Here is an 18,259-nt window from a genome sequence, read left to right as displayed (position 1 = left end):
CGGTAGACCACCTCCGTCGGCGACGGATCCGGCACGCGAGGTAGCCGCGCTACCTCAGATTGTCCAGGTGTTGTTTCCGGTGAGGAGTTTTTGCAGGTCGGGCGGTTTCTGTTCGGCGGCCTCGCTCAGCTGAGCCCTGGCCTGGTCGTCGTAGGTGGGCCGGGAGACCTGGCGGAACACTCCCGTGACCGTGGGGTCGAGGTGTTGGCCGCCGAGGCGGGACAGGGCGAAGGCGTGACTGGTGTCGTCGCGGTGGGCGTCGTGAGTCACGAGTTCGTGCTCGTCGACCTCGGAGAGCTTCGCGACCTGCAGTTCGCCGTTCTCGTCGCGGACCACGCCGCAGCGTTCGTGCTCCGGACCGAAGGTGATGGGCTGATCGTGGTGCAGCTGGATCAGCCTGCGCTGCTTCTCGTCCTTGTCCTTGAGCACGTCGAAGGCGCCGTCGTTGAAGATCGGGCAGTTCTGGTAGATCTCGACCAGCGAGGACCCCCGGTGGGCGGCGGCCGCCCGCAGGGTCTCGGTCAGATGCGCCCGATCGGAGTCCAGCGTGCGGGCCACGAAGCTGGCTTCGGCCCCCAGCGCCAGCGAGACCGGGTTGAACGGGGTGTCCACCGAACCGGCCGGGGTGGACTTGGTGACCATGCCCTGGTCGCTGGTCGGCGAGTACTGCCCCTTGGTCAGCCCGTAGATGCGGTTGTTGAACAGCAGGATGGTGATGTTGACGTTGCGGCGCAACGCGTGCACGAGATGGTTGCCCCCGATGGACAGCCCGTCCCCGTCACCGGTGACCACCCACACGTTCAGGTCCGGCCGCGTGGTGGCCAGCCCGGTCGCGATGGTCGGGGCCCGCCCGTGGATGGAGTGCATCCCGTAGGTGTTCATGTAGTAGGGGAACCGGGCCGAGCAGCCGATCCCGGACACGAACACGGTGTTTTCCCGGGCGATGCCCAGCTCGGGCAGAAAACCGCGCACCGCCGCCAGCACCGCGTAGTCCCCGCAGCCGGGGCACCAGCGAACCTCCTGGTCGCTGGTGAAGTCCTTCGCCGACAATTCCTCACCACTGGCGGGCACCTCGGCCAGCCCGTCGGTGGGAAACCCTAGATCCGTCGTCACAGTTCGCTCCCCTGCACCACATCGGACAGCACGTTTTCCAGCTCCTCGGCCTGGAACGGCAACCCGGCGACCTTGGTGTAGGATCGCGCGTCCACCAGGTACCGCGACCGCAACAGCATCGCCAGCTGGCCCGTGTTCATCTCCGGCACGATCACCCGGTCGTAGGCGGCCAGCACCTCACCCAGGTTGGGCGGCATCGGGTTCAGGTACCGCAGGTGCGCCTGCGCGATCTCCATCCCGCGGTGGCGCACTCGGCGGCAGGCCGCCCCGATCGGCCCGTAGGAGGAGCCCCAGCCCAGCACCAGCACCCGGGCGCGCCCGCTCGGGTCGTCCACGGGCATCTCGGGCACCTCGACACCGTCGATCTTGCGCTGCCGCAGCCGCACCATCTCGTCGTGGTTGTCCGGGTCGTAGGAAATGCTGCCCTTGCCGTCGACCTTCTCCAACCCTCCGACGCGGTGCTCCAGCCCCGGAGTGCCCGGCACCGCCCAATCGCGGGCCAGCGTTTCCGGGTCCCGCACGTACGGCCAGAACTCGCCCGAACCGTCCGGGGCGTTGGCCTCGGACGCGAAGGACACCCGCAGATCGGGCAGCTCGTTCACGTCCGGAACCAACCAGGGTTCGGAACCGTTGGCGGTGGCCCCGTCCGACAGCAGCAGCACCGGGGTGCGGTAGGTCAGCGCGATCCGCGCGGCCTCCATGGCGATGTCGAAGCAGTCCGCCGGAGACCGCGGCGCCAGCACCGCCACCGGCGACTCACCGTTGCGCCCGTACAACGCCTGCAGCAGGTCGGCCTGCTCGGTCTTGGTGGGAAGGCCCGTCGACGGCCCACCGCGCTGGATGTCGCACACCAGCAGCGGCAGCTCCAGGGCCACGGCCAACCCGATCGTTTCCGACTTCAGCGCCAGTCCCGGCCCGGAGGTGGTGGTCACGCCGAGCGAACCACCGAACGAGGCCCCCAGGGCCGCCCCCACACCGGCGATCTCGTCCTCGGCCTGGAAGGTCGTCACACCGAAGTTCTTGTGCTTGGCCATCTCGTGCAGCACATCCGAGGCAGGCGTGATCGGATAACTGCCCAAGAACACCGGGAGCTCGCTGCGCTGCCCCGCGCCGACCAGCCCGTAGGCCAGGGCCAGATTGCCCGTGACCTGCCGATACGTGCCCTCCGGCAGACTCGCGGCAGCCACCTCGTAGGTCACCGCGAACGACTCGGTGGTCTCCCCGTAGTTCCAGCCCGCCCGGAACGCCAGCACGTTCGCCTCGGCCACCTGCGGCTTACCCGCGAACTTCTCCCGCAGGAACCGTTCCGTGTCCTCCGTCGGCCGCGAGTACATCCACGACAGCAGGCCCAGCGCGAACATGTTCTTGCACCGCTCGGCCTCCTTGCGGGTCAACCCCGTCTCGGCCACCGCACCCTTGGTGAGCTCACTCATCGCCACCCGGTGCACCGTGAAACGGTCCAGCTCCGCCGAATCCAGCGGGGAGGTCTCGTAGCCCACCTTCTTCAGGTTGCGCTTGGTGAACTCGTCGGTGTTGACCACCACCGTCGCCCCGTCGGACAGATCACCGAGATTGGCCTTCAACGCCGCCGGGTTCATCGCCACCAGCACGTCCGGCCGGTCCCCCGGAGTGAGGATGTCGTAGTCGGCGAAGTGCAGCTGGAAACTCGACACCCCCGGCAACGTCCCGGCGGGCGCACGGATCTCGGCCGGGTAGTTCGGCAGCGTGGCCAGGTCGTTCCCGAACGCCGCGGCCTCCGACGTGAAACGATCACCGGTCAGCTGCATACCGTCACCCGAATCACCGGCGAACCGAATCACCACACGATTCGCCTTGCGCGGCGTGTCCGCCTGCTCGTCGGGACCGGACTCCGCCTGTCCCGCGGGTCGTTGCCCGTTCGTCGCCACCACTTGACCAGTTCCCCTTCACCGTGCAGGGAAGCATCCACCCTGTGCGTGGACCCTCGTCCCCTGCCGCTGTTCGTACCGTGGGCCGCGTCCGGCGATCAAGTCACAGCCCGTCCGCAGCATACTCGCGGTACACCGATTCCGGCAGTTGGCACATTCGTACCCTCTTCCATACCGATACTGAAATCGTACCCGGAAAGCACCCGGGAGAAAAACGGCAGGACGCTCCACCGCCACCTCTTCGAGCACGAATGGGGAAAAACAATCGTCGAAGCGGAATTCCTTTTCGCCCACGGAGGCGCTCGTCGTCCGGGAAAACGCGGAACCGCGGAGTTCTCGCACCACCCGGTCCCCGGCTCCCCGCACAGCCCCGGCCCGCACGCGCCGAGCGAGGCCGGGCACATCGGCCCGCTCCGAGCGGGCTAACCGCGAAACCGCTCCGCACCCACCCTCTCACCGGGCGCGGTCCCACCGGGGTCGAGCACCCTCCGCCCCGAGCGCGGTCCCGCCGGACGATCACTCCCGGACACCGGAAAGGCACTCCACCACCGCCGAAACAACCCCCGGGGAAACCGTGGAAATCCCGCCGGCTCACACCCTTTCGACGAGACGCACGACGCAGGAGCGGACCGGGAAATCACGGAAAAAACGCCCGGTGTGACTTCGAACATACCGGGCGGCGACCTCTTTTTCCCCTCGCGGCCGCCCGCCGGAACCCCCCGGACGGGCCCGCGCTTCCCAGAATGCGGGAAAATCCGGCCCGGGATCGGAAAGGAGGGGATCAGGTCGAGCCGGGTATCACCACACCGTCGCAGAAGATCCGGATGTACTGCTCGGCGATCGTCTGCGCGCTCATGCGCCCCCGCGGGTTGTACCAGCGCACGGTGGAGGCGATCGAGTCGCGGATGAACCGGTGCGTCAACCTCGGGTTGAGTTCGGTCCGGAAGACCCCTCGACTCCGCCCCTCGCGCAACACCCGAACCCAGATCCGTTCGAACTCCCTGCTCGCCTGCTCGAGATAGGCGAACCGCTCGAATCCCGCGAGGTATCCGGTCTCGTTGTGCAGGATCGCCATCGCCCAACGGTGCTTGCGCAGCACGGTGAAGGACGCGCGGATCAACCCCTCGAGCTTGGAACGCGGGTCGCCGCCTGCCTCCACGGCCCCCCTGAAGGCAGCGAGCTGCTCGTCGAGGTAGGCACGCAGCACCTCGTCCACCATCGCCTCCTTCGACTCGAAGTGGTGGTACAGGCTGCCGGAGAGGATGCCCGCGCTCTCGGCTATCTCGCGCACCGTCGTCGCCGCGAAGCCACGCCTGGCGAACAGCTCGGCCGCGATGGACAACAACTGCGCCCTGCGTCCGGAACCCCCCTCCGGAGAAGTCACGGGTGGTTCCGCTGCGTCTCGGCCGACCATTACCCGCATTATCCGTCACCGCGGCCGGATCGCAGCGGCGAACCGCACGTGCGAACGGTTAAGCGGGCACCGGAGGCGCACCGGCCGGGCGGAACCCTGCGTGGCCGGCCGGGCAGCCGTCACGTGAGTACGGCGCCTCGGCAGCGTCGGAGGGAACCTCGAGCAACGGCCTGTGGCCACGTGCGCTGCCGCCTCGCGACGCGTCCGGCTCACGCGCCGGGGGCCCACGCGCTGCTCGGGCTGAAGCACCCGAGCCGGACGGAGCCCGCTACCAGAGGTCCTAAGCTGATCGGGACCGAGCACTCGTGCGAAGCTCCGCTGTGAGCACTGGAGGAGGTACCGTGTCCACCTTCCTGGCGGGCAGGGCGGACGGACTTGATCGTGCGGAGTCCGGCCGAGCAGTGGAACCCGCCCTCGCCCGCGGCCCCGTGCTGGCGGTGGGATGTGCCACCGGGGTGCTGTTGCTGCTGCTCAGCGGACGCTACGGCTACCTCTCCGACGAGCTGTACTTCCTCGCCGCGGGCAAGTACTACCCGGACTGGGGGTACATGGACCAGCAGCCGCTGGTCCCGCTGCTCGCCCGCTGGACCGACGCCGCGTTCCCCGGCTCGCTGGTGGCGCTGCGCGTCCTGCCCGCGCTGCTCACCGTGCTCGGTGTCCTCGTCACCGCACTGATCGCCAGGGAGTTCGGCGGCGACCGCCGGGCCCAGACCCTGGCCGCGGCCGCCTACGCGCTCTCGCCGTGGCTGCTGCTCAGCGGTCACTGGCTGGCCGCGGCCACGCTGGCTCCGCCGGAGTGGGGGCTCGTGCTGTGGTTGGTTCTGCGCTGGACCCGGCTGCACCGCCTCGGGCACCGGCGGGACCGGCTGCTGCTCGCCGCCGCCTTACTCGTGGCGGTCGGGGTTCAGACGAAGTTCCAGATACTCGTCCTCTGCGTGATGCTGCTGCTCGCCGTGCTCAGCTTCGGACCACGGGCGCTGCTGCGCAGACCGGCCCTGTGGTCGGGTGCCGCGGTCGCCGCGGTGACTGCCGTCCCCACGCTGATCTGGCAGCACCGCAACGGCTGGCCCGCGCTGGACATGGGAACCGTGGTCGCCTCCGAGACGAACCGGTTGCTGTTCGTGCCGAACGCGCTGCTGTTCTCCGGTGTCGTGGTCGGCGCGGTGCTCTGCTGCTACGGGTTCTGGAGGTTGCTGCGCGGCCCCGAGTTCCACGAGTACCGGTATCTCGGCTGGACGGTGCTGGGGGTGGCGGGCTTCTACCTGATCGCCAGCGGCAGGCCGAACTACCCCGCGGGGCTGTTCGGGCTGCTGTTCGCCGCGGCCGCCGTGGGGTTGCAGCACCGCAGGGCGGCACAGCGGAGAGCCCGTTTCCGATGGGTCCCCTGGGTGGCGTACCCGATCTCGGCGCTGCTGCCGCTGGCGCTGCTTCCCGTCTACCCGCTCCCGCTGCTCGCCGAGCACCCCGAAGCGGTCAACTACAGCCGCATGTACGAGACGGGCTGGCCCGAACTGGCCCGCACCGCGGCCGCCGCCTACGACCGGTTGCCCGCGAAGCTGCGCGCGGACACCGTGGTCGTCGGATCGAGCTATCCGATAGCGGCGGCACTGGACGTGCACGGCAGGAAACTGGGGCTGCCCCGCGCCTACAGCCCGCACCGGGGGTACTGGTTCTTCGGGGCACCGCCGGACTCGGCACGGGCCATGATCTACGTGGGCGGCCGGGACCCGCTGACCCGCCACTTCCACGAACGACGGCGCATGGCCACGGTGCCGAGCGACCACGACGTGGTCAACATCGCGCGCGGCGTTCCGGTCACGTTGTACACGGAACCGGACGTTCCCTGGTCCGAGTTGTGGCCCCGCGTCAGGGCTTTCTAGCGCCCGTTCCGGCTCGGCCGCTGCTTTCCCGCCGAGCCGGTGACCGGGCCTTCTCCGTGGCGGAACCTCACCACTCGGAAGGAACGGGCCTGCGGCAGACGTAGACCCGCGCGGGCGGCACGTTGCGCCACACGGTGCGTGAGGTGATCACCTCGTCGAAGAGCGATCCCAGCCTGCGGCGGAACAGGCGGGCGCCCGGCAGACCGAGCGCGTGGGCGTAGGCGATGGTGGTGAAACCTCCGCCCGGAGCGAGCACGCTCCCGACCTCGCGCAGGATCCGCCGCTGCGACTCACCGGCGAAGATGGACCAGGGCAGTCCGCTGACCACCGCGTCGACCGAGCGGATTCCCGAGTCGGCCAGCAGCTGTCCCAAGCGCTTCGCGTCGCCCTCGATGACCTCGAGCCCGGGGCAGGTGCTGCGCAGGTGCTCGCACATGCCGGGGTCCACCTCGACGGCCACGTGCCGTCCTCCCTCCGGAACCCGCTGTGCGATCGCCCCGCTGAGCGCGCCGGTGCCCGGCCCCAGTTCGACGACCACCGGCCGGTCGGTGCTCGGCACGACGGCGGCCATCTCCCTGGCCAGTACCGGCGAGCTGGGCAGCACCGCCCCGATGGTGGAGGGCTCCCGCACCGCTCTGGTGACGAACGTGCGGTATTCGGCCAGCGGGGAACTCCCGCGCTGGGTCACGGCATCGCTGCCGGGACTCTCGGGCGACGACTGCTGCGGGGACTGGGATCGTGTCAAGGGTGGCCTTCTGCTCGGGTGCTGTCTCCGTACCCGTAACCACGCCGTCCGGGCGGTACGGGCCACGGCATGGGGTCCGGTTCTGCGGCGGTCGCCGCACGTTCCGAGTGCTCGGCACGCGTTCGGCGACTTCGCCCACTGCCAGCCTATCCGTTGGCGCGGGGCACCGGGGTGGGTGGTCCGTGGCCCCGATCACTCGCCCGCTCCGGAGGCGCGCAGCGCTTCGAGCAGGACGCGTGCCCCCTCCACGGCCTCCCGGTCCGTCAGGCTCAGCGGCGGCGCTATCCGCAGCACGTTGCCCTCGAGGCCTCCCTTGCCGATCAGCAGCCCGCGGGAGCGGGCCTGCTCGGTCGTCTCGGCGGCGAGCTCCGGCGCGGGTGAACCGTCCGGGCGGAGGAGTTCGACGCCGAGCATCAGCCCCTTGCCGCGTAGCTCCCCCACGCCGGGCAGCGACTCGGCGGCGGACAGTTCGTCGCGCAGCACGGCCCCGACCCTGCGGGCGTTCCCCCACAGGTCGTTGCGCCGGTGGTACTCGAGGTTGGCGAGGGCTCCCGCCGCGGTCAGCGGGCTTCCGCCGAAGGTGGAGATGGAGTTCGCGGAGACGCTGTCCATCACCTCCCCGCGGGCGACCACACCCGCGATGGGCAGCCCGTTGCCGATCCCCTTGGCGAAGGTGACGACGTCCGGCGCGCCGTTCGCGTCGTGCGCCTGCCAGCCCCAGAAGTGCTCACCGGTACGTCCCCAGCCGGTCTGCACCTCGTCGCTGATCCAGAGGATGCCGTGCCGGTCGAGCACCTCCTTGAAACGCGCGAACAGACCGTCCGGTGGTGCGGCGAAACCGCCCACTCCCTGGATCGGCTCCGCGATCAGGCAGGCGACGTTGCCGTGCAGCTGGTCGAGCACGTCCTCGAGGTCGCGCACGCAGGCCGCGGTGAACTCGGCGTCGTCGAGCCCTTCGAGCACCGTGCCGCGCCTGCGGCTGCCGTGCACGTAGCTCGTCTGCACCGGCGAGAGGCTGCTCGGTGACCAGGCCCTGTTCCCGGTGACCGACAGCGAGGCGAACGAACGCCCGTGGTAGCTGTTGCGCAGGGCCAGGACCTGGTTGGAGGAGCGGTACGCCGTGGCCAGCAGCAGGGCGGTGTCGTTGGCCTCGGTGCCGCTGGTGGTGAAGAACACCCGGGGGTCCTCGATGCCGGACAGTTCCGCGACCCGCTCGGCCAGCTCGATCATCGGCTCGTTCAAGTACAGCGTCGACGAGTGCAGGATCCTGCCCGCCTGCTCGGTGACGGCCTCGGTCACCTCCGGAACGGCGTGGCCGGTCATCGTCGTCAGGATCCCGCCGAAGAAGTCGAGGTAGCGGTTCCCCTCGGCGTCGTGGACGTGTCTGCCCGAGCCGCTCTCGATCTCGATCGGCTCGGAGTACAGCGTGCCGAGCCAGGACGGCAGCACCGCCGCGCGCCGCCGCGCCAGCCGCGCGTGTTCGCCCTCTGCCGCACCGGAATCGGCGTTGGCACCCATGTTCCGTCCTTCCACCGCGCCGTTGTCGTCCCGCTCCGCGGAGTCTCGTGTTCGTGTCGGTTCCGAACCTAGGCCGCGGGTTGACGCGGCTTCAACACCGGCCCCGCAGCGGAGCGAGACCCCGATCAGTACCCCTGCCTGCGCCTGCGTGCCTCCTCGCGGGTGGTCCTCCGGAGGTCCCGGTGGATGGCCCTGGTCTCCCGTCCGATTCCCGGCGGGTAGCCGTGCTTGATCAACCGGTGCTCGTTCGTCTCGACCATGGCGCTCATCGAGTAGAACAACCCGACGAGCAGCCCGAGCAGCATCGAGCTCACCCTGATCTGGAGCGGGCCGGGCAGCAGCAGGACCGCGACGCAGAAGGGGGCGAGTTGGGTCAGCGCGCGCAGGATGTGGCGCAGCACCCAGGTCCGGCAGGTGACGTCGTGCAGCACCCACTCGGACAGGTGTGCCGGTAGTTTTCCGCCGAACGTGTACCAGACCCACTGCAGCGCGTTGGGCCTGTGCTTTCCCATCGTCCCGACCATAGCTCGTGGGACCGGAGACGGGCCCGTCCCGGGACGGGTCCGGGAAGCGCGGCGTGCCACCCCCTGTGCCGAGGCCGTCTCGGGGTGGTGTAAGCTGATCACAGTTCAACAGGAAGAACGGGACGTGGCGCAGCTTGGTAGCGCACCTGACTGGGGGTCAGGGGGTCGTGGGTTCGAATCCCGCCGTCCCGACCAGCGGCGAAGCCCGCTGATCCACCGGAAGCGGCGGGTCAGCGGGCTTTTCCCTTTCGGCCGAGATCACGGAGCCACGCCGTACCGTCCTCAGAGGGGCACCGCCTCCCTTGGAGCAGGTGGACAGAGCGGTTCCGGCACCGGCCATCCACGTCAGCTCGGTGTGCCGCGGATCGTGCCGCCGCAAGTGTTCGTAGCCGGGCTTGGCAATGACCTCGTCCCAGTTCGTCGCGTCCCGCAGCACCGCGGTGGTGCTTCGCCCCGCGGGGATCGGTGAGCATATGTGAGTCGAGGTCCCCGCCGGTCTCTGCGATACGTCGCTGTACGAGTTCACGCGCTTCCTCGAGCTACCATCTTCCTCCTCCGGCCCCTCTTTTCTTCACCTGCCACAAGAACCCACCAGATGCGACGCGTTCCCACCGTTGTCCGAACATCTCGCCGCGGACTGTGTGGCGACGGTCGTGGCCGGAACCGTGCCGGCTACGGTCGTGGGCTCATGTGGGCTCGGCTGCGGATACCGGCTGCCGGGGACGCCCCAGCAGGTTCAGCAGCACGGCCGTCAGCAGTGACAGCACGGTCAGCACCACGGAGGAGACCGCAAAGCCGTACGCTCCACCGCCCCCGGATGCCAGGCTGGCGAACAACGCACCGATACCCGCTACGCCGACGGCTTCAGACACCTGAACCGCCGTGAGAATACCGCCGGAGGCGGCACCCGCGTCCTCCGATGCGACTCCCGAAAGAGCCGTACCTATCAGCGAGGTCGCCACGATGCCGCCGCCGGCTCCGTAGAACACGAGGCCGGGCATCAGAGCTACGGTCGGATTAGTACCGTCCAGCAGCTCAACGCCCATCCACACGAGCGACAGGCCAAGCGCCATAGCCACCGCACCCCCAGGTACTACCCATCGGCCGAAGTGTGCCACGAACTTGCCACACAGCACCGAGAAGACAGAAGTCAAGATCGCCATGGGCGTGAACGTCAGTGCGGATGCCAACGGTGAGAATTCTTCCGCCTGCTGCAGGTAGAAGGCCAGCAGGAAAACAAAGGCGCCGTTCGTGCCGTAGAAGAACAGTGCCGTGGGCAAGCCCAGCGAGAAACCGCGCTGGTTGAACAGACGAGGCGGCAGCAGCGGTGTTGCCCCGGAGGCCGCCACACGACGTTCCCACAAGATGAACAGGATCAGCAGGACCATCCCGCCGGCCATCTCACCAACCAGCAATCCCGACCATCCCTGCTCCGCGCCGATGACCAAACTGTGCACCGGGCCCAGCAATCCCGGGCCGAGCATGACGACGCCCGGCAGGTCCAGCTTCATTCGGGTGTGCTCCCCGCCGTCGCGCACCAAAACCAGCCCACCGATGAATGCCATGACGCACAGCGGCACGTTAACCAGGAAGATCGAGCGCCAGCCGAGCCCGACGAAGTCCCATGCGATCAGCAATCCGCCGACGATCTGGCCGGCGACGACGCCGACACCGATGACGGCTCCGTACAAGCCGATGGCGCGGCTGCGCTCCTGATCGCGGTGGAAGGTGACCTGGATGAGGGCGAGCACCTGCGGCAGCATGACCGCCGCCGCCAATCCCTGCACGATCCGCGCTCCGATGAGGAATTCGGCGTTTGGGGCCGCAGCACATGCCGTCGAGGCCACGGCGAAGGCGAAAACACCGATGAGAAACACGCGCCTGCGACCGAAGATGTCCCCCAATCTGCCTCCCGCGACCAGCCCCACTCCGTAGGTGAGAGTGTAGCCGGCCGTCACCATCTGGATCTCGGCGAACCCGGCGTTCAGCGCCGCCTGGATCGAGGGGTTGGCGACATTGACGATGAAGATGTCAAGAAACCCCATGAAGGCGCCGAGCAGCAGGATCCAAACCGCGCCCCACTGTGCCGCGGTAGCGGCCGGCGACACAGGACCGTTCCTCTCGCCCCGAGCCTCGGCAACACTGTTCCCCAACGATTTTCCTTTCCTGAACAAACGCGTTTTCCTTTCTTCTGTCCAGCTCAACGCGTAGTTCACGTCGATGGACGCGGGAAATTCATCCGGTACGCAGCAGAGGAAATCCAGAGTGGCTGATCTCCCCGCTCCGTTGACTCGTTCCCGGAATTCGGTGTGGCGTCCCGCACGTGAGCCGGCAATGTTTGCACCGCTGTTCACGGTTGCTTCGCCGTGCTGAGCGAAACGACCGACACCTTGTCAGCCTCTCACCCTCGATCACGCAGGCCGAGTTGCAATTTATGCTATTGGTGTGACTACCACCCCAGAAGCAGAAGCGGGACAACGGCGGAACGCTCTCCGGGATTTTCTGCGAAACCGCCGGGCCCGGCTTTCACCGCAAGAAGTGGGACTCCCCGCCGCGGGGCGGCGACGGACGCCGGGGCTGCGACGCGAGGAAGTCGCCTCGCTCGCCGGTATCGGTCTCACCTGGTACACATGGCTGGAGCAGGGGCGTCGAATCACCGTCACGACAAGCATCCTCGACGCGGTCAGCGACGCTCTCCGGCTCAACAGTGCCGAGCAGGCACACCTCTACCGTCTGGCCGGGCACACTCCAGCCTCCACTGCTCAGGCGGAGGCCCCGTCCGCACCACCCGTCCCGAAGCATGTCGTCTCGCTCGTCGAGGAATGGTTCCCGAACCCCGCCTACGTCTTGGACCGCTACTGGCGGTACCTCCACGGCAACGCCGCCGTCGAGGTGCTCTTCGGCGAGGTGGGACAGCTGCGGAGCTGCTTGGACGGCTTTGTCGACGAGCACGGCCCGCACCAGTCGCTTCCCGAGTGGGAGGCGATGGCACCGTCCCTCGTCGCGGAGTTCCGCTCGAACAAGGCTCGATATCCGGACGATCCGAGGTTCGACGAGATCATCAGCCGTCTTCTGGAGCACAGCCCGGCGTTCGCCCGGCTCTGGGAACAGCAGGATGTCGAAGAGACGGCGTTGGGCGAGAAAGTCGTCCAACACTCAGCGGCCGGGCGGCTGGTCTTCCAACGCACGACCGTGCAGATCGCCGACCACCCGGATCTGCGCGTGGTTGTCCTGCTTCCGAAGCCGGGCACCGCGACCCGCGAACGGACACACACCCTCATGTCCGTGCCTCGGACAACCCCCACCGCACGCGTCGAGTGATCACACCAGGGCGGACACCACACTCGTGACGTGATGCCTGCCCTGCGCTCCCGTCCGGCCCGGATGGGAGCGGGCTGCTGGACGTCCACGATCAACCGGCGGGGACCTCGCGAGGTTCCACCAGTGCGACTTCGTGATCAGCGATGCTCGGGACGGCACGAGCTTGGCGACGTTGCGTCCGCTCAGCTCCCCACGCACCGCAGGTCACAGTGCGCTGTGCAGGACTGCGTTGATGAAGCGCACGGTCTCGGGAAGAGAACCTCTGCCCCTGCGTCCGGGTCGCGCGCTGAGCTTGCGCAGAAACGTTCGGACATCAGCACCTGCGACCGTGTTCCTCGATGAAGCCTGCGACCGCTTCCTTGAACATCCCGGCACTGTGAAATCCAGTAATCTTGACAAACCACGACTCAAGGGGCCCGCTCCGCCGCACGGGCCGACGACCACCTTCATCCGACCGTACGACCTTGCCGAGACAGTAGATCAACACGGGAGCTTTCACGCCCCCACGACCAGCAAGAGAAACACAAACGGAGCCAGAATCATTTGAGCAGGCACCTCGAACGGACTTGGAAATGAAATCAAGAACATGATTGTGAGCGCAACGACAAAACCGGACAGATCATTGACTCCGTCGAACAAGGACGGCTCGCCCCGCCCCCCGGAAACGAAACTTACGTGGCCAGACGATCCACTGGCGACTCACCTTCCACTTCGATCCCACGTTGTCCACGAACTCCACGAAAAATCCTCAGTTCGTTCGTTCCGGGCAGGATCGGACCACTGCGCCGAATCAACGGTACTTCACTAACTCGACGAGATCCGCAGGGCAAGCGTTCATCCGCACACTGCTGGGCCAGGGGGTTCGAATTCCGCCGTCCCGACCAGCGGCGAAGCCCGCTGATCCACCGGAAGCGGCGGGTCAGCGGGCTTTTCGTGCGCGCGGCCGGAGCAACCGAGGGCCTGACCTACTTCCCTCCCCGCTCGGACGGCTCACGCCTCGGGCAGCCACACCAGGCGCAGTTCGCGGGTCAGCCCGAACAGGTCGCGGGCGCTCTCCGCCGAGGAGAAGCTGCCGAGCGGTTCCAGCTGCTCGGCCTCGACCCCGAGGATCTCGTTGTCGCTCATGACCACCTCCTGACACGCGAGAGTTGCTGATCCGAGCCGGAGCGCGCTCCGAAGGAGCGGATACGATCTCCGACATAAATTAGACGCCAAACTTAGCGACTAAGTTTTGCTATCGCCTGATCGGATGGCGTGCTACGGCCCTCCCAGTACAGGAGACACTGTTGGCGAGCACACGCGCGTGGTGGGAGATCTGGTCAGACAGGCACAGGAGCGCAGGTCCGGCGTGGTCTCGAGTCCGACCGTGTGGCGCAGGTGGCTGGCTCACGAGCTGACGCGCCTGCGCAAGGAGGCCGCACCCGAACGCGGAGAAGTGGCCGAGGAGTGGCACGGCAGAGATCGACGATGCCGCTCTCCAGCGTCGCATCGAACTGCGGCTACAGCGACGAGCAGCGTTCGAAGATTCGAACCCGTTGCGACTCTGGGTTGTACTCGACGAAGCAGCACTGCACCGAAACGTCGGCGGCGCAGCAGTGATGCATGCGCAGTTGCAACACCTCGTCGCCATGGCCGAGCTTCCTCGTGTGGCAGTGCAGGTTCTGAGGACCTCCAGCGGGGCTCATCCCGGTATGCTCGGCAGCTTCACGATCTTGAAGTTTCCCGAGAGCACCGACCCCGGTGTCGTCTACCCGGAACATCGCACCGGATCTCTGTACCTCGAAGAACCGTGGGAGCTCAAAGAGCACGAGATCGCGTTTCAACATCTCCAGGGCCTGGCGTTGGGCCCGTCTGATTCACTGTCTCTGCTCGCAGACGCAGTCGAAGGACTTTCATGATCCGTACAGAGCTACAGCAGTCGAACTGGCGGAAGAGCAGCCACAGCTCGGACCAGAGCGGTAACTGCGTCGAGGTCGCCTACCCGACCGGCGGGGTAGCTACGCGGGATTCGAAGGACCCCGACGGCGCCGTGCTGGTGTTCGACCACCCACGCTGGAACAGCTTCCTGAGTACCACGCGTCGCGGCACCTTCGACCGGGACTGAGCGACGAACGCCGTGTCGAGCTGTCCGCGCCCGGACCGATCTGGCGACCGGTCCGGAAACACCACGGGAGTTCACCCCACCGAACGGCCGGTGACGCGGCGGAGCCGACCCGGCCGGTTCAGGAACTCCCCTCCGCCGGCGAGTCGTCGTAGGAGGCCCTCAACGAGCCGTCGGTCGCGTCACCGGTGTTGACCACCCCGGTCGGTTCGACGAGCACCGCGTGCACCTCGCCCTCGGCGAGTGGGCAGTGCTCCACCCCGCGCGGGACCACGTGGAGCTGGCCGGGGCTCAGGTGCACGTCCCCGTCCCGCAGCTGGATGGTCAACTCCCCGCTGACCACCAGGAACAGCTCGTCGGTGTCCTCGTGGGTGTGCCAGACGAACTCCCCCTCCAGTTTCACCACCTTGATCTCGTAGTCGTTGAGCCGGCTCACCACCTTGGGGGACCAGTGCTCGGAGACCAGGGACAGCTCCTCGGCGATGTCGACCGGTTGATTGACCACGAGCGCATCCTCGCACGGGAAGCGCACCGTACTCTCCGACCTACGATTTCTTCGTCGTGAGGCATTTCTTCGGCGGACGACGAGCACACTTCCGAAGCTCCGCCCGAGGAACCGTGCAAATGCAGTTGCACTTCATAGTGCCGTTTTCCCGAAACGAGTCGAGCGCACAAGAGCCACGTGCTTTTCCGGTGGCACGACACGAACAACAACCCTCACCCGTACGGGCGATTAAGCATCGGGAGAAACAGTCACTAGAGTGGTTACTCATCAGTAGTACGGAGACGGCACACGGACCGGGCCGCACAACGCTGCGCCCCGAGAGGGAGTGTCATGACGAAACCGGCGAACAGCACCGAGACGAGACGACTGTGGGCGGCGCTCCCCGACGACCTGGCACCACTGCTGCGTCCCGAGATCCCCAGTCTGGCCAACCAGATCCTGACCGAGATCCAACGGCAGATACCCGAGTACGCCAGGCCGCTCGACCGGAACTACGTGTACGCGATCCGCCGCGGAATCGAGGAGGCCCTCGGCCGGTTCGTCGAACGCATCGCCGACCCGGCCACCCCGCTGCGGCGCTGCGCCGAGGTGCACCGCGCCCTCGGCAAGGCCGAGATGCGCGAGGGGCGCAGCCTGGACAGCCTGCAGGCCGCCTACCGCATCGGGGCCAGACTGGCCTGGCGCCGGGTCGCCAACCTGAGCGAACGGGTACGCATAGCCCCGCGCACCACGCTGCTGCTCGGCGAGGCCATCTTCGCCCACATCGACGAGCTCACCACCCTGTCGGTGGAGGGCTACGCCGCGGCCCAGGCCAGAGCGGCGGGAACCATCGCCCGCAGACGCAGAAGACTCCTGGAACTGCTCGTCTCGGAACCGCAGGCACCGGCACGAACCGTCGAGGACGCGGCGAGCACGGCGCAGTGGAAGCTGCCCGGGCAGGTGACCGTGGCGGCGCTGGAGCAGTACGAGAGGACCGATCCGAGCACCACCACTCCCCTGGCCCAGTGGAACGCCCTGGTGGACCTGGAATGCGCCGAGCCGCACGTGCTCGTCCCCAGCGACCACGGCGAACCCGATCGGATCGACTGGGCCGCCGAACTCGCCGGCTGGCGGGTCGTGCTCGGGTCTCCCGTCCCGCTGCACCGGGCCGACAAGTCGTTGCGCTGGTGCCGCAGCCTCATGGGGCTGATCCGCTCCGGCGCCTGGCCGGACAGACGCGTCAACCACTGCCACGAGGACCTGTCCAGCATTCTGCTGCTCCAGGACGAGCACCTGGTCCGGGAACTGGCCAGGCGCAGGCTCTCCCCGCTGACCGAACTGCGCCCCAAGCAGCGGGCGCGTCTCGCCGCGACCCTGCTGAGCTGGCTGCAGACCCGGGGCGGAGCGCCCGAGGTGGCCCAGCGCCTGCGGGTGCACCCGCAGACCGTGCGCTACCGGCTGCGTCAGCTGGACGAGCTGTTCGGGCAGGACCTGCACGACCCCGAGGTGCGATTCGACATGGAGATCGCGCTGCGCGCGTCGAACATGCTCACCGGAGACGACGGGACCGGCACGGAGTGGCCGGGCGGCTGAACCGCCGACCGGCTCGCCGGCCGCGCACCCCGGAAACCTCCCCGGCAGGAGCACGGCACCGTCGCAGGGGCGTCGCTCACGCGGACGCTCACAGGGGCATCGTGCTGTGCTTTCTCGGAGGCCCCTGCTCGCGCTTGGACTCCAGCACCCGCAGTGAGGCGTCCAGCTCAGCCCGCGTCCGCGAAGGCCTGATCACCGCGTCCACGTACCCCCGCTCCGCCGCCGTGTACGGGTTGGCGAACACCTCGCGGTACTCCTCGACGAGCTTGGCGCGCACCTCCTCCACCGAACCGTTCGCGGTGGCCGCTGCCAGTTCGTCGCGGTGGAGCAGCTCCACGGCGCCCTCCGCTCCCATGACGGCTATCTCGGAGGTGGGCCAGGCGAAGTTCATGTCCGCACCGAGATGCTTGGAGCCCATCACCGCGTACCCACCGCCGTAGGCCTTCCTGGTGACCACGGTGATCTTGGGAACGGTGGCCTCCGAGTACGCGTAGACCAGCTTGGCCCCGCGCCGGATGATCCCCCCGCGCTCCTGTTCGCTGCCCGGCAGGTATCCGGGCACGTCGGCGAAGGTCAGCAGGGGGACGTTGAACGCGTCGCAGAACCGCACGAACCGGGCCGCCTTCTCGCTGGCGGCTATGTCGATGATTCCGGAACGGCACATCGGCTGGTTGGCCACCACCCCCACGGTTCTCCCCCGCAACCGCCCGAACCCGCACAGCATGTTCGGCGCGGACGAGGACTGCACCTCCAGCAGCTCCCCCTCGTCGAGCACGCGGCTGAGCACGCCGAACATGTCGTAGTGACGGTTCGGGGAGTCGGGGATCACCGTGTCGAGCTCTTCGGCGGGCGCGGCGGCGCTCTCGGGAAACTCGGGAGGGGCTTCCAGGTTGTTGGCGGGCAGGTGGGCCAGCAGCGCCCTGACCCAGTCGAACGCGTCCTCCTCGTCCGCGGCGACGTAGTGGACGTTGCCCGCCGCGGCGTTGGCACCGGCCCCGCCGAGCTCCTCACCCGTCACCTCCTCGCCGGTCGTCGAGCGGACCACCTCCGGACCGGTGACGAACATCCGCGAGGTCCCCTCGACCATGACGGTGAAGTCGGTGATCGCCGGGGTGTAGACGGCACCGCCCGCGCACGGTCCCGTGATCACGGATATCTGCGGCACCACCCCGGAAGCGCTGGAGCTCCGCCGGGCCAGTTCCGCGTAGTAGGCCAGCGAGGTGACCCCTTCCTGGATGCGGGCCCCTCCCGAGTCGTTGATGCCGATGACGGGGCAGCCGGTGCTCAGCGCCAGGTCCATGACCCTGAGCACCTTCTCTCCGAAGGCCTCGCCCATGCTTCCGCCGAACGTGGTGAAGTCGTGCGAGAACAGGCAGACCCGCCTCCCATCCACGGTGGCGTGTCCGGTGACCACCCCGTCCCCGTAGACCCGTTCGTCCTCACCGCCGCGGCGGTCGTCGCGCCGCAGCACGAACTCGCCCGTCTCCACGAAGGACCCCTCGTCCACGAGCGACTCGACGCGTTCCCTGGCGGTGCCCTTGCCCCTCGGGTGCTGCTTGCCGCGTGCCCTCTCGTCCGCCTCGGAAGTCGCCGCGCGGTGCCTGCGCTCCAGGTCCGCGATGCGTCCGGCCGTGCCGCGTGCGTCCTCGTCCGACATGG

At 68.0% G+C, this 18,259-nt stretch carries 15 protein-coding genes and 1 tRNA gene; 6 read left to right on the top strand and 10 right to left on the bottom strand.

Annotated elements, in window-relative coordinates:
* Positions 1 to 54 precede the first annotated feature (54 nt).
* The 3 genes from FHR84_RS07710 to FHR84_RS07700 all read right to left on the bottom strand — a co-directional run bounded on the left by FHR84_RS07710 (position 55) and on the right by FHR84_RS07700 (position 4,404).
* A complete protein-coding gene (locus tag FHR84_RS07710; RefSeq protein ID WP_179534762.1) occupies positions 55 to 1,113 on the bottom strand; it encodes a thiamine pyrophosphate-dependent enzyme in 1,059 nt (352 codons plus the stop codon).
* Positions 1,110 to 3,023 carry a 2-oxoacid:acceptor oxidoreductase subunit alpha gene (locus FHR84_RS07705; RefSeq protein ID WP_179534761.1) on the bottom strand — a complete coding sequence of 638 codons (1,914 nt, stop codon included), beginning with the start codon at positions 3,021 to 3,023 and terminating at the stop codon, positions 1,110 to 1,112. Before FHR84_RS07705 ends, FHR84_RS07710 begins: the two co-directional genes overlap by 4 nt.
* 778 nt (positions 3,024 to 3,801) lie before the next feature.
* Positions 3,802 to 4,404, bottom strand: a complete 603-nt coding sequence (locus FHR84_RS07700) for a TetR/AcrR family transcriptional regulator (RefSeq protein ID WP_343075189.1) — start codon at positions 4,402 to 4,404, stop codon at positions 3,802 to 3,804.
* A 371-nt stretch (positions 4,405 to 4,775) separates the two neighbouring features.
* On the opposite strand from FHR84_RS07700, the gene FHR84_RS07695 reads away from it, so the two are divergent.
* Positions 4,776 to 6,314 (top strand): glycosyltransferase family 39 protein, encoded by a 1,539-nt coding sequence (locus tag FHR84_RS07695; protein WP_179534759.1) that lies wholly within the window; start codon positions 4,776 to 4,778, stop codon positions 6,312 to 6,314.
* 67 nt (positions 6,315 to 6,381) lie between these two features.
* On the opposite strand, the gene FHR84_RS07690 is transcribed toward FHR84_RS07695, so the two are convergent.
* The 3 genes from FHR84_RS07690 to FHR84_RS07680 all read right to left on the bottom strand — a co-directional run bounded on the left by FHR84_RS07690 (position 6,382) and on the right by FHR84_RS07680 (position 9,089).
* Positions 6,382 to 7,002: a class I SAM-dependent methyltransferase gene (locus tag FHR84_RS07690; RefSeq protein ID WP_343075198.1), complete on the bottom strand. Its 621-nt coding sequence runs from the start codon at positions 7,000 to 7,002 to the stop codon at positions 6,382 to 6,384.
* 249 nt (positions 7,003 to 7,251) lie between these two features.
* The gene (locus FHR84_RS07685; protein ID WP_179534758.1) at positions 7,252 to 8,577 is read right to left on the bottom strand and encodes an aspartate aminotransferase family protein; all 1,326 of its coding nucleotides are present in this window, start codon (positions 8,575 to 8,577) and stop codon (positions 7,252 to 7,254) included.
* Between the two features lie 125 nt (positions 8,578 to 8,702).
* A complete protein-coding gene (locus FHR84_RS07680) occupies positions 8,703 to 9,089 on the bottom strand; it encodes a DUF5313 family protein (protein WP_179534757.1) in 387 nt (128 codons plus the stop codon).
* Between the two features lie 130 nt (positions 9,090 to 9,219).
* Between FHR84_RS07680 and FHR84_RS07675 the strand changes: the two genes are divergently transcribed.
* A tRNA-Pro gene (locus tag FHR84_RS07675) sits at positions 9,220 to 9,296 on the top strand.
* Between the two features lie 491 nt (positions 9,297 to 9,787).
* On the opposite strand, the gene FHR84_RS07670 is transcribed toward FHR84_RS07675, so the two are convergent.
* On the bottom strand, positions 9,788 to 11,209 hold the full coding sequence (locus tag FHR84_RS07670) for an MFS transporter (RefSeq protein ID WP_218862344.1): 1,422 nt from the start codon (positions 11,207 to 11,209) through the stop codon (positions 9,788 to 9,790).
* Positions 11,210 to 11,546: 337 nt separating this feature from the next.
* On the opposite strand from FHR84_RS07670, the gene FHR84_RS07665 reads away from it, so the two are divergent.
* Positions 11,547 to 12,422: an MmyB family transcriptional regulator gene (locus FHR84_RS07665; protein WP_179534756.1), complete on the top strand. Its 876-nt coding sequence runs from the start codon at positions 11,547 to 11,549 to the stop codon at positions 12,420 to 12,422.
* Between the two features lie 990 nt (positions 12,423 to 13,412).
* Here FHR84_RS07665 and FHR84_RS22835 read toward each other — a convergent pair.
* A complete protein-coding gene (locus FHR84_RS22835; protein WP_281361258.1) occupies positions 13,413 to 13,547 on the bottom strand; it encodes a hypothetical protein in 135 nt (44 codons plus the stop codon).
* Between the two features lie 335 nt (positions 13,548 to 13,882).
* Here FHR84_RS22835 and FHR84_RS07660 point away from each other — a divergent pair, with 335 nt between their 5' ends.
* The gene (locus FHR84_RS07660; protein ID WP_343075197.1) at positions 13,883 to 14,320 is read left to right on the top strand and encodes a DUF5753 domain-containing protein; all 438 of its coding nucleotides are present in this window, start codon (positions 13,883 to 13,885) and stop codon (positions 14,318 to 14,320) included.
* Positions 14,317 to 14,526, top strand: coding sequence for a DUF397 domain-containing protein (locus tag FHR84_RS07655; protein ID WP_179534754.1), 210 nt, complete (start codon positions 14,317 to 14,319; stop codon positions 14,524 to 14,526). Before FHR84_RS07660 ends, FHR84_RS07655 begins: the two co-directional genes overlap by 4 nt.
* A gap of 118 nt (positions 14,527 to 14,644) precedes the next feature.
* Here FHR84_RS07655 and FHR84_RS22325 read toward each other — a convergent pair whose 3' ends face one another.
* On the bottom strand, positions 14,645 to 15,028 hold the full coding sequence (locus tag FHR84_RS22325; RefSeq protein WP_179534753.1) for a cupin domain-containing protein: 384 nt from the start codon (positions 15,026 to 15,028) through the stop codon (positions 14,645 to 14,647).
* Between the two features lie 330 nt (positions 15,029 to 15,358).
* On the opposite strand from FHR84_RS22325, the gene FHR84_RS07645 reads away from it, so the two are divergent.
* Positions 15,359 to 16,600, top strand: a complete 1,242-nt coding sequence (locus FHR84_RS07645) for a PucR-like N-terminal domain-containing protein (protein WP_179534752.1) — start codon at positions 15,359 to 15,361, stop codon at positions 16,598 to 16,600.
* An 88-nt stretch (positions 16,601 to 16,688) separates the two neighbouring features.
* On the opposite strand, the gene FHR84_RS07640 is transcribed toward FHR84_RS07645, so the two are convergent.
* Positions 16,689 to 18,257: an acyl-CoA carboxylase subunit beta gene (locus FHR84_RS07640; protein WP_179534751.1), complete on the bottom strand. Its 1,569-nt coding sequence runs from the start codon at positions 18,255 to 18,257 to the stop codon at positions 16,689 to 16,691.
* Between the last annotated feature and the right edge of the window lie 2 nt (positions 18,258 to 18,259).

Source organism: Actinopolyspora biskrensis (genome assembly GCF_013408175.1).
Classification (GTDB): domain Bacteria; phylum Actinomycetota; class Actinomycetes; order Mycobacteriales; family Pseudonocardiaceae; genus Actinopolyspora; species Actinopolyspora biskrensis.
This window is presented reverse-complemented; position numbering and strand designations above follow the sequence as displayed.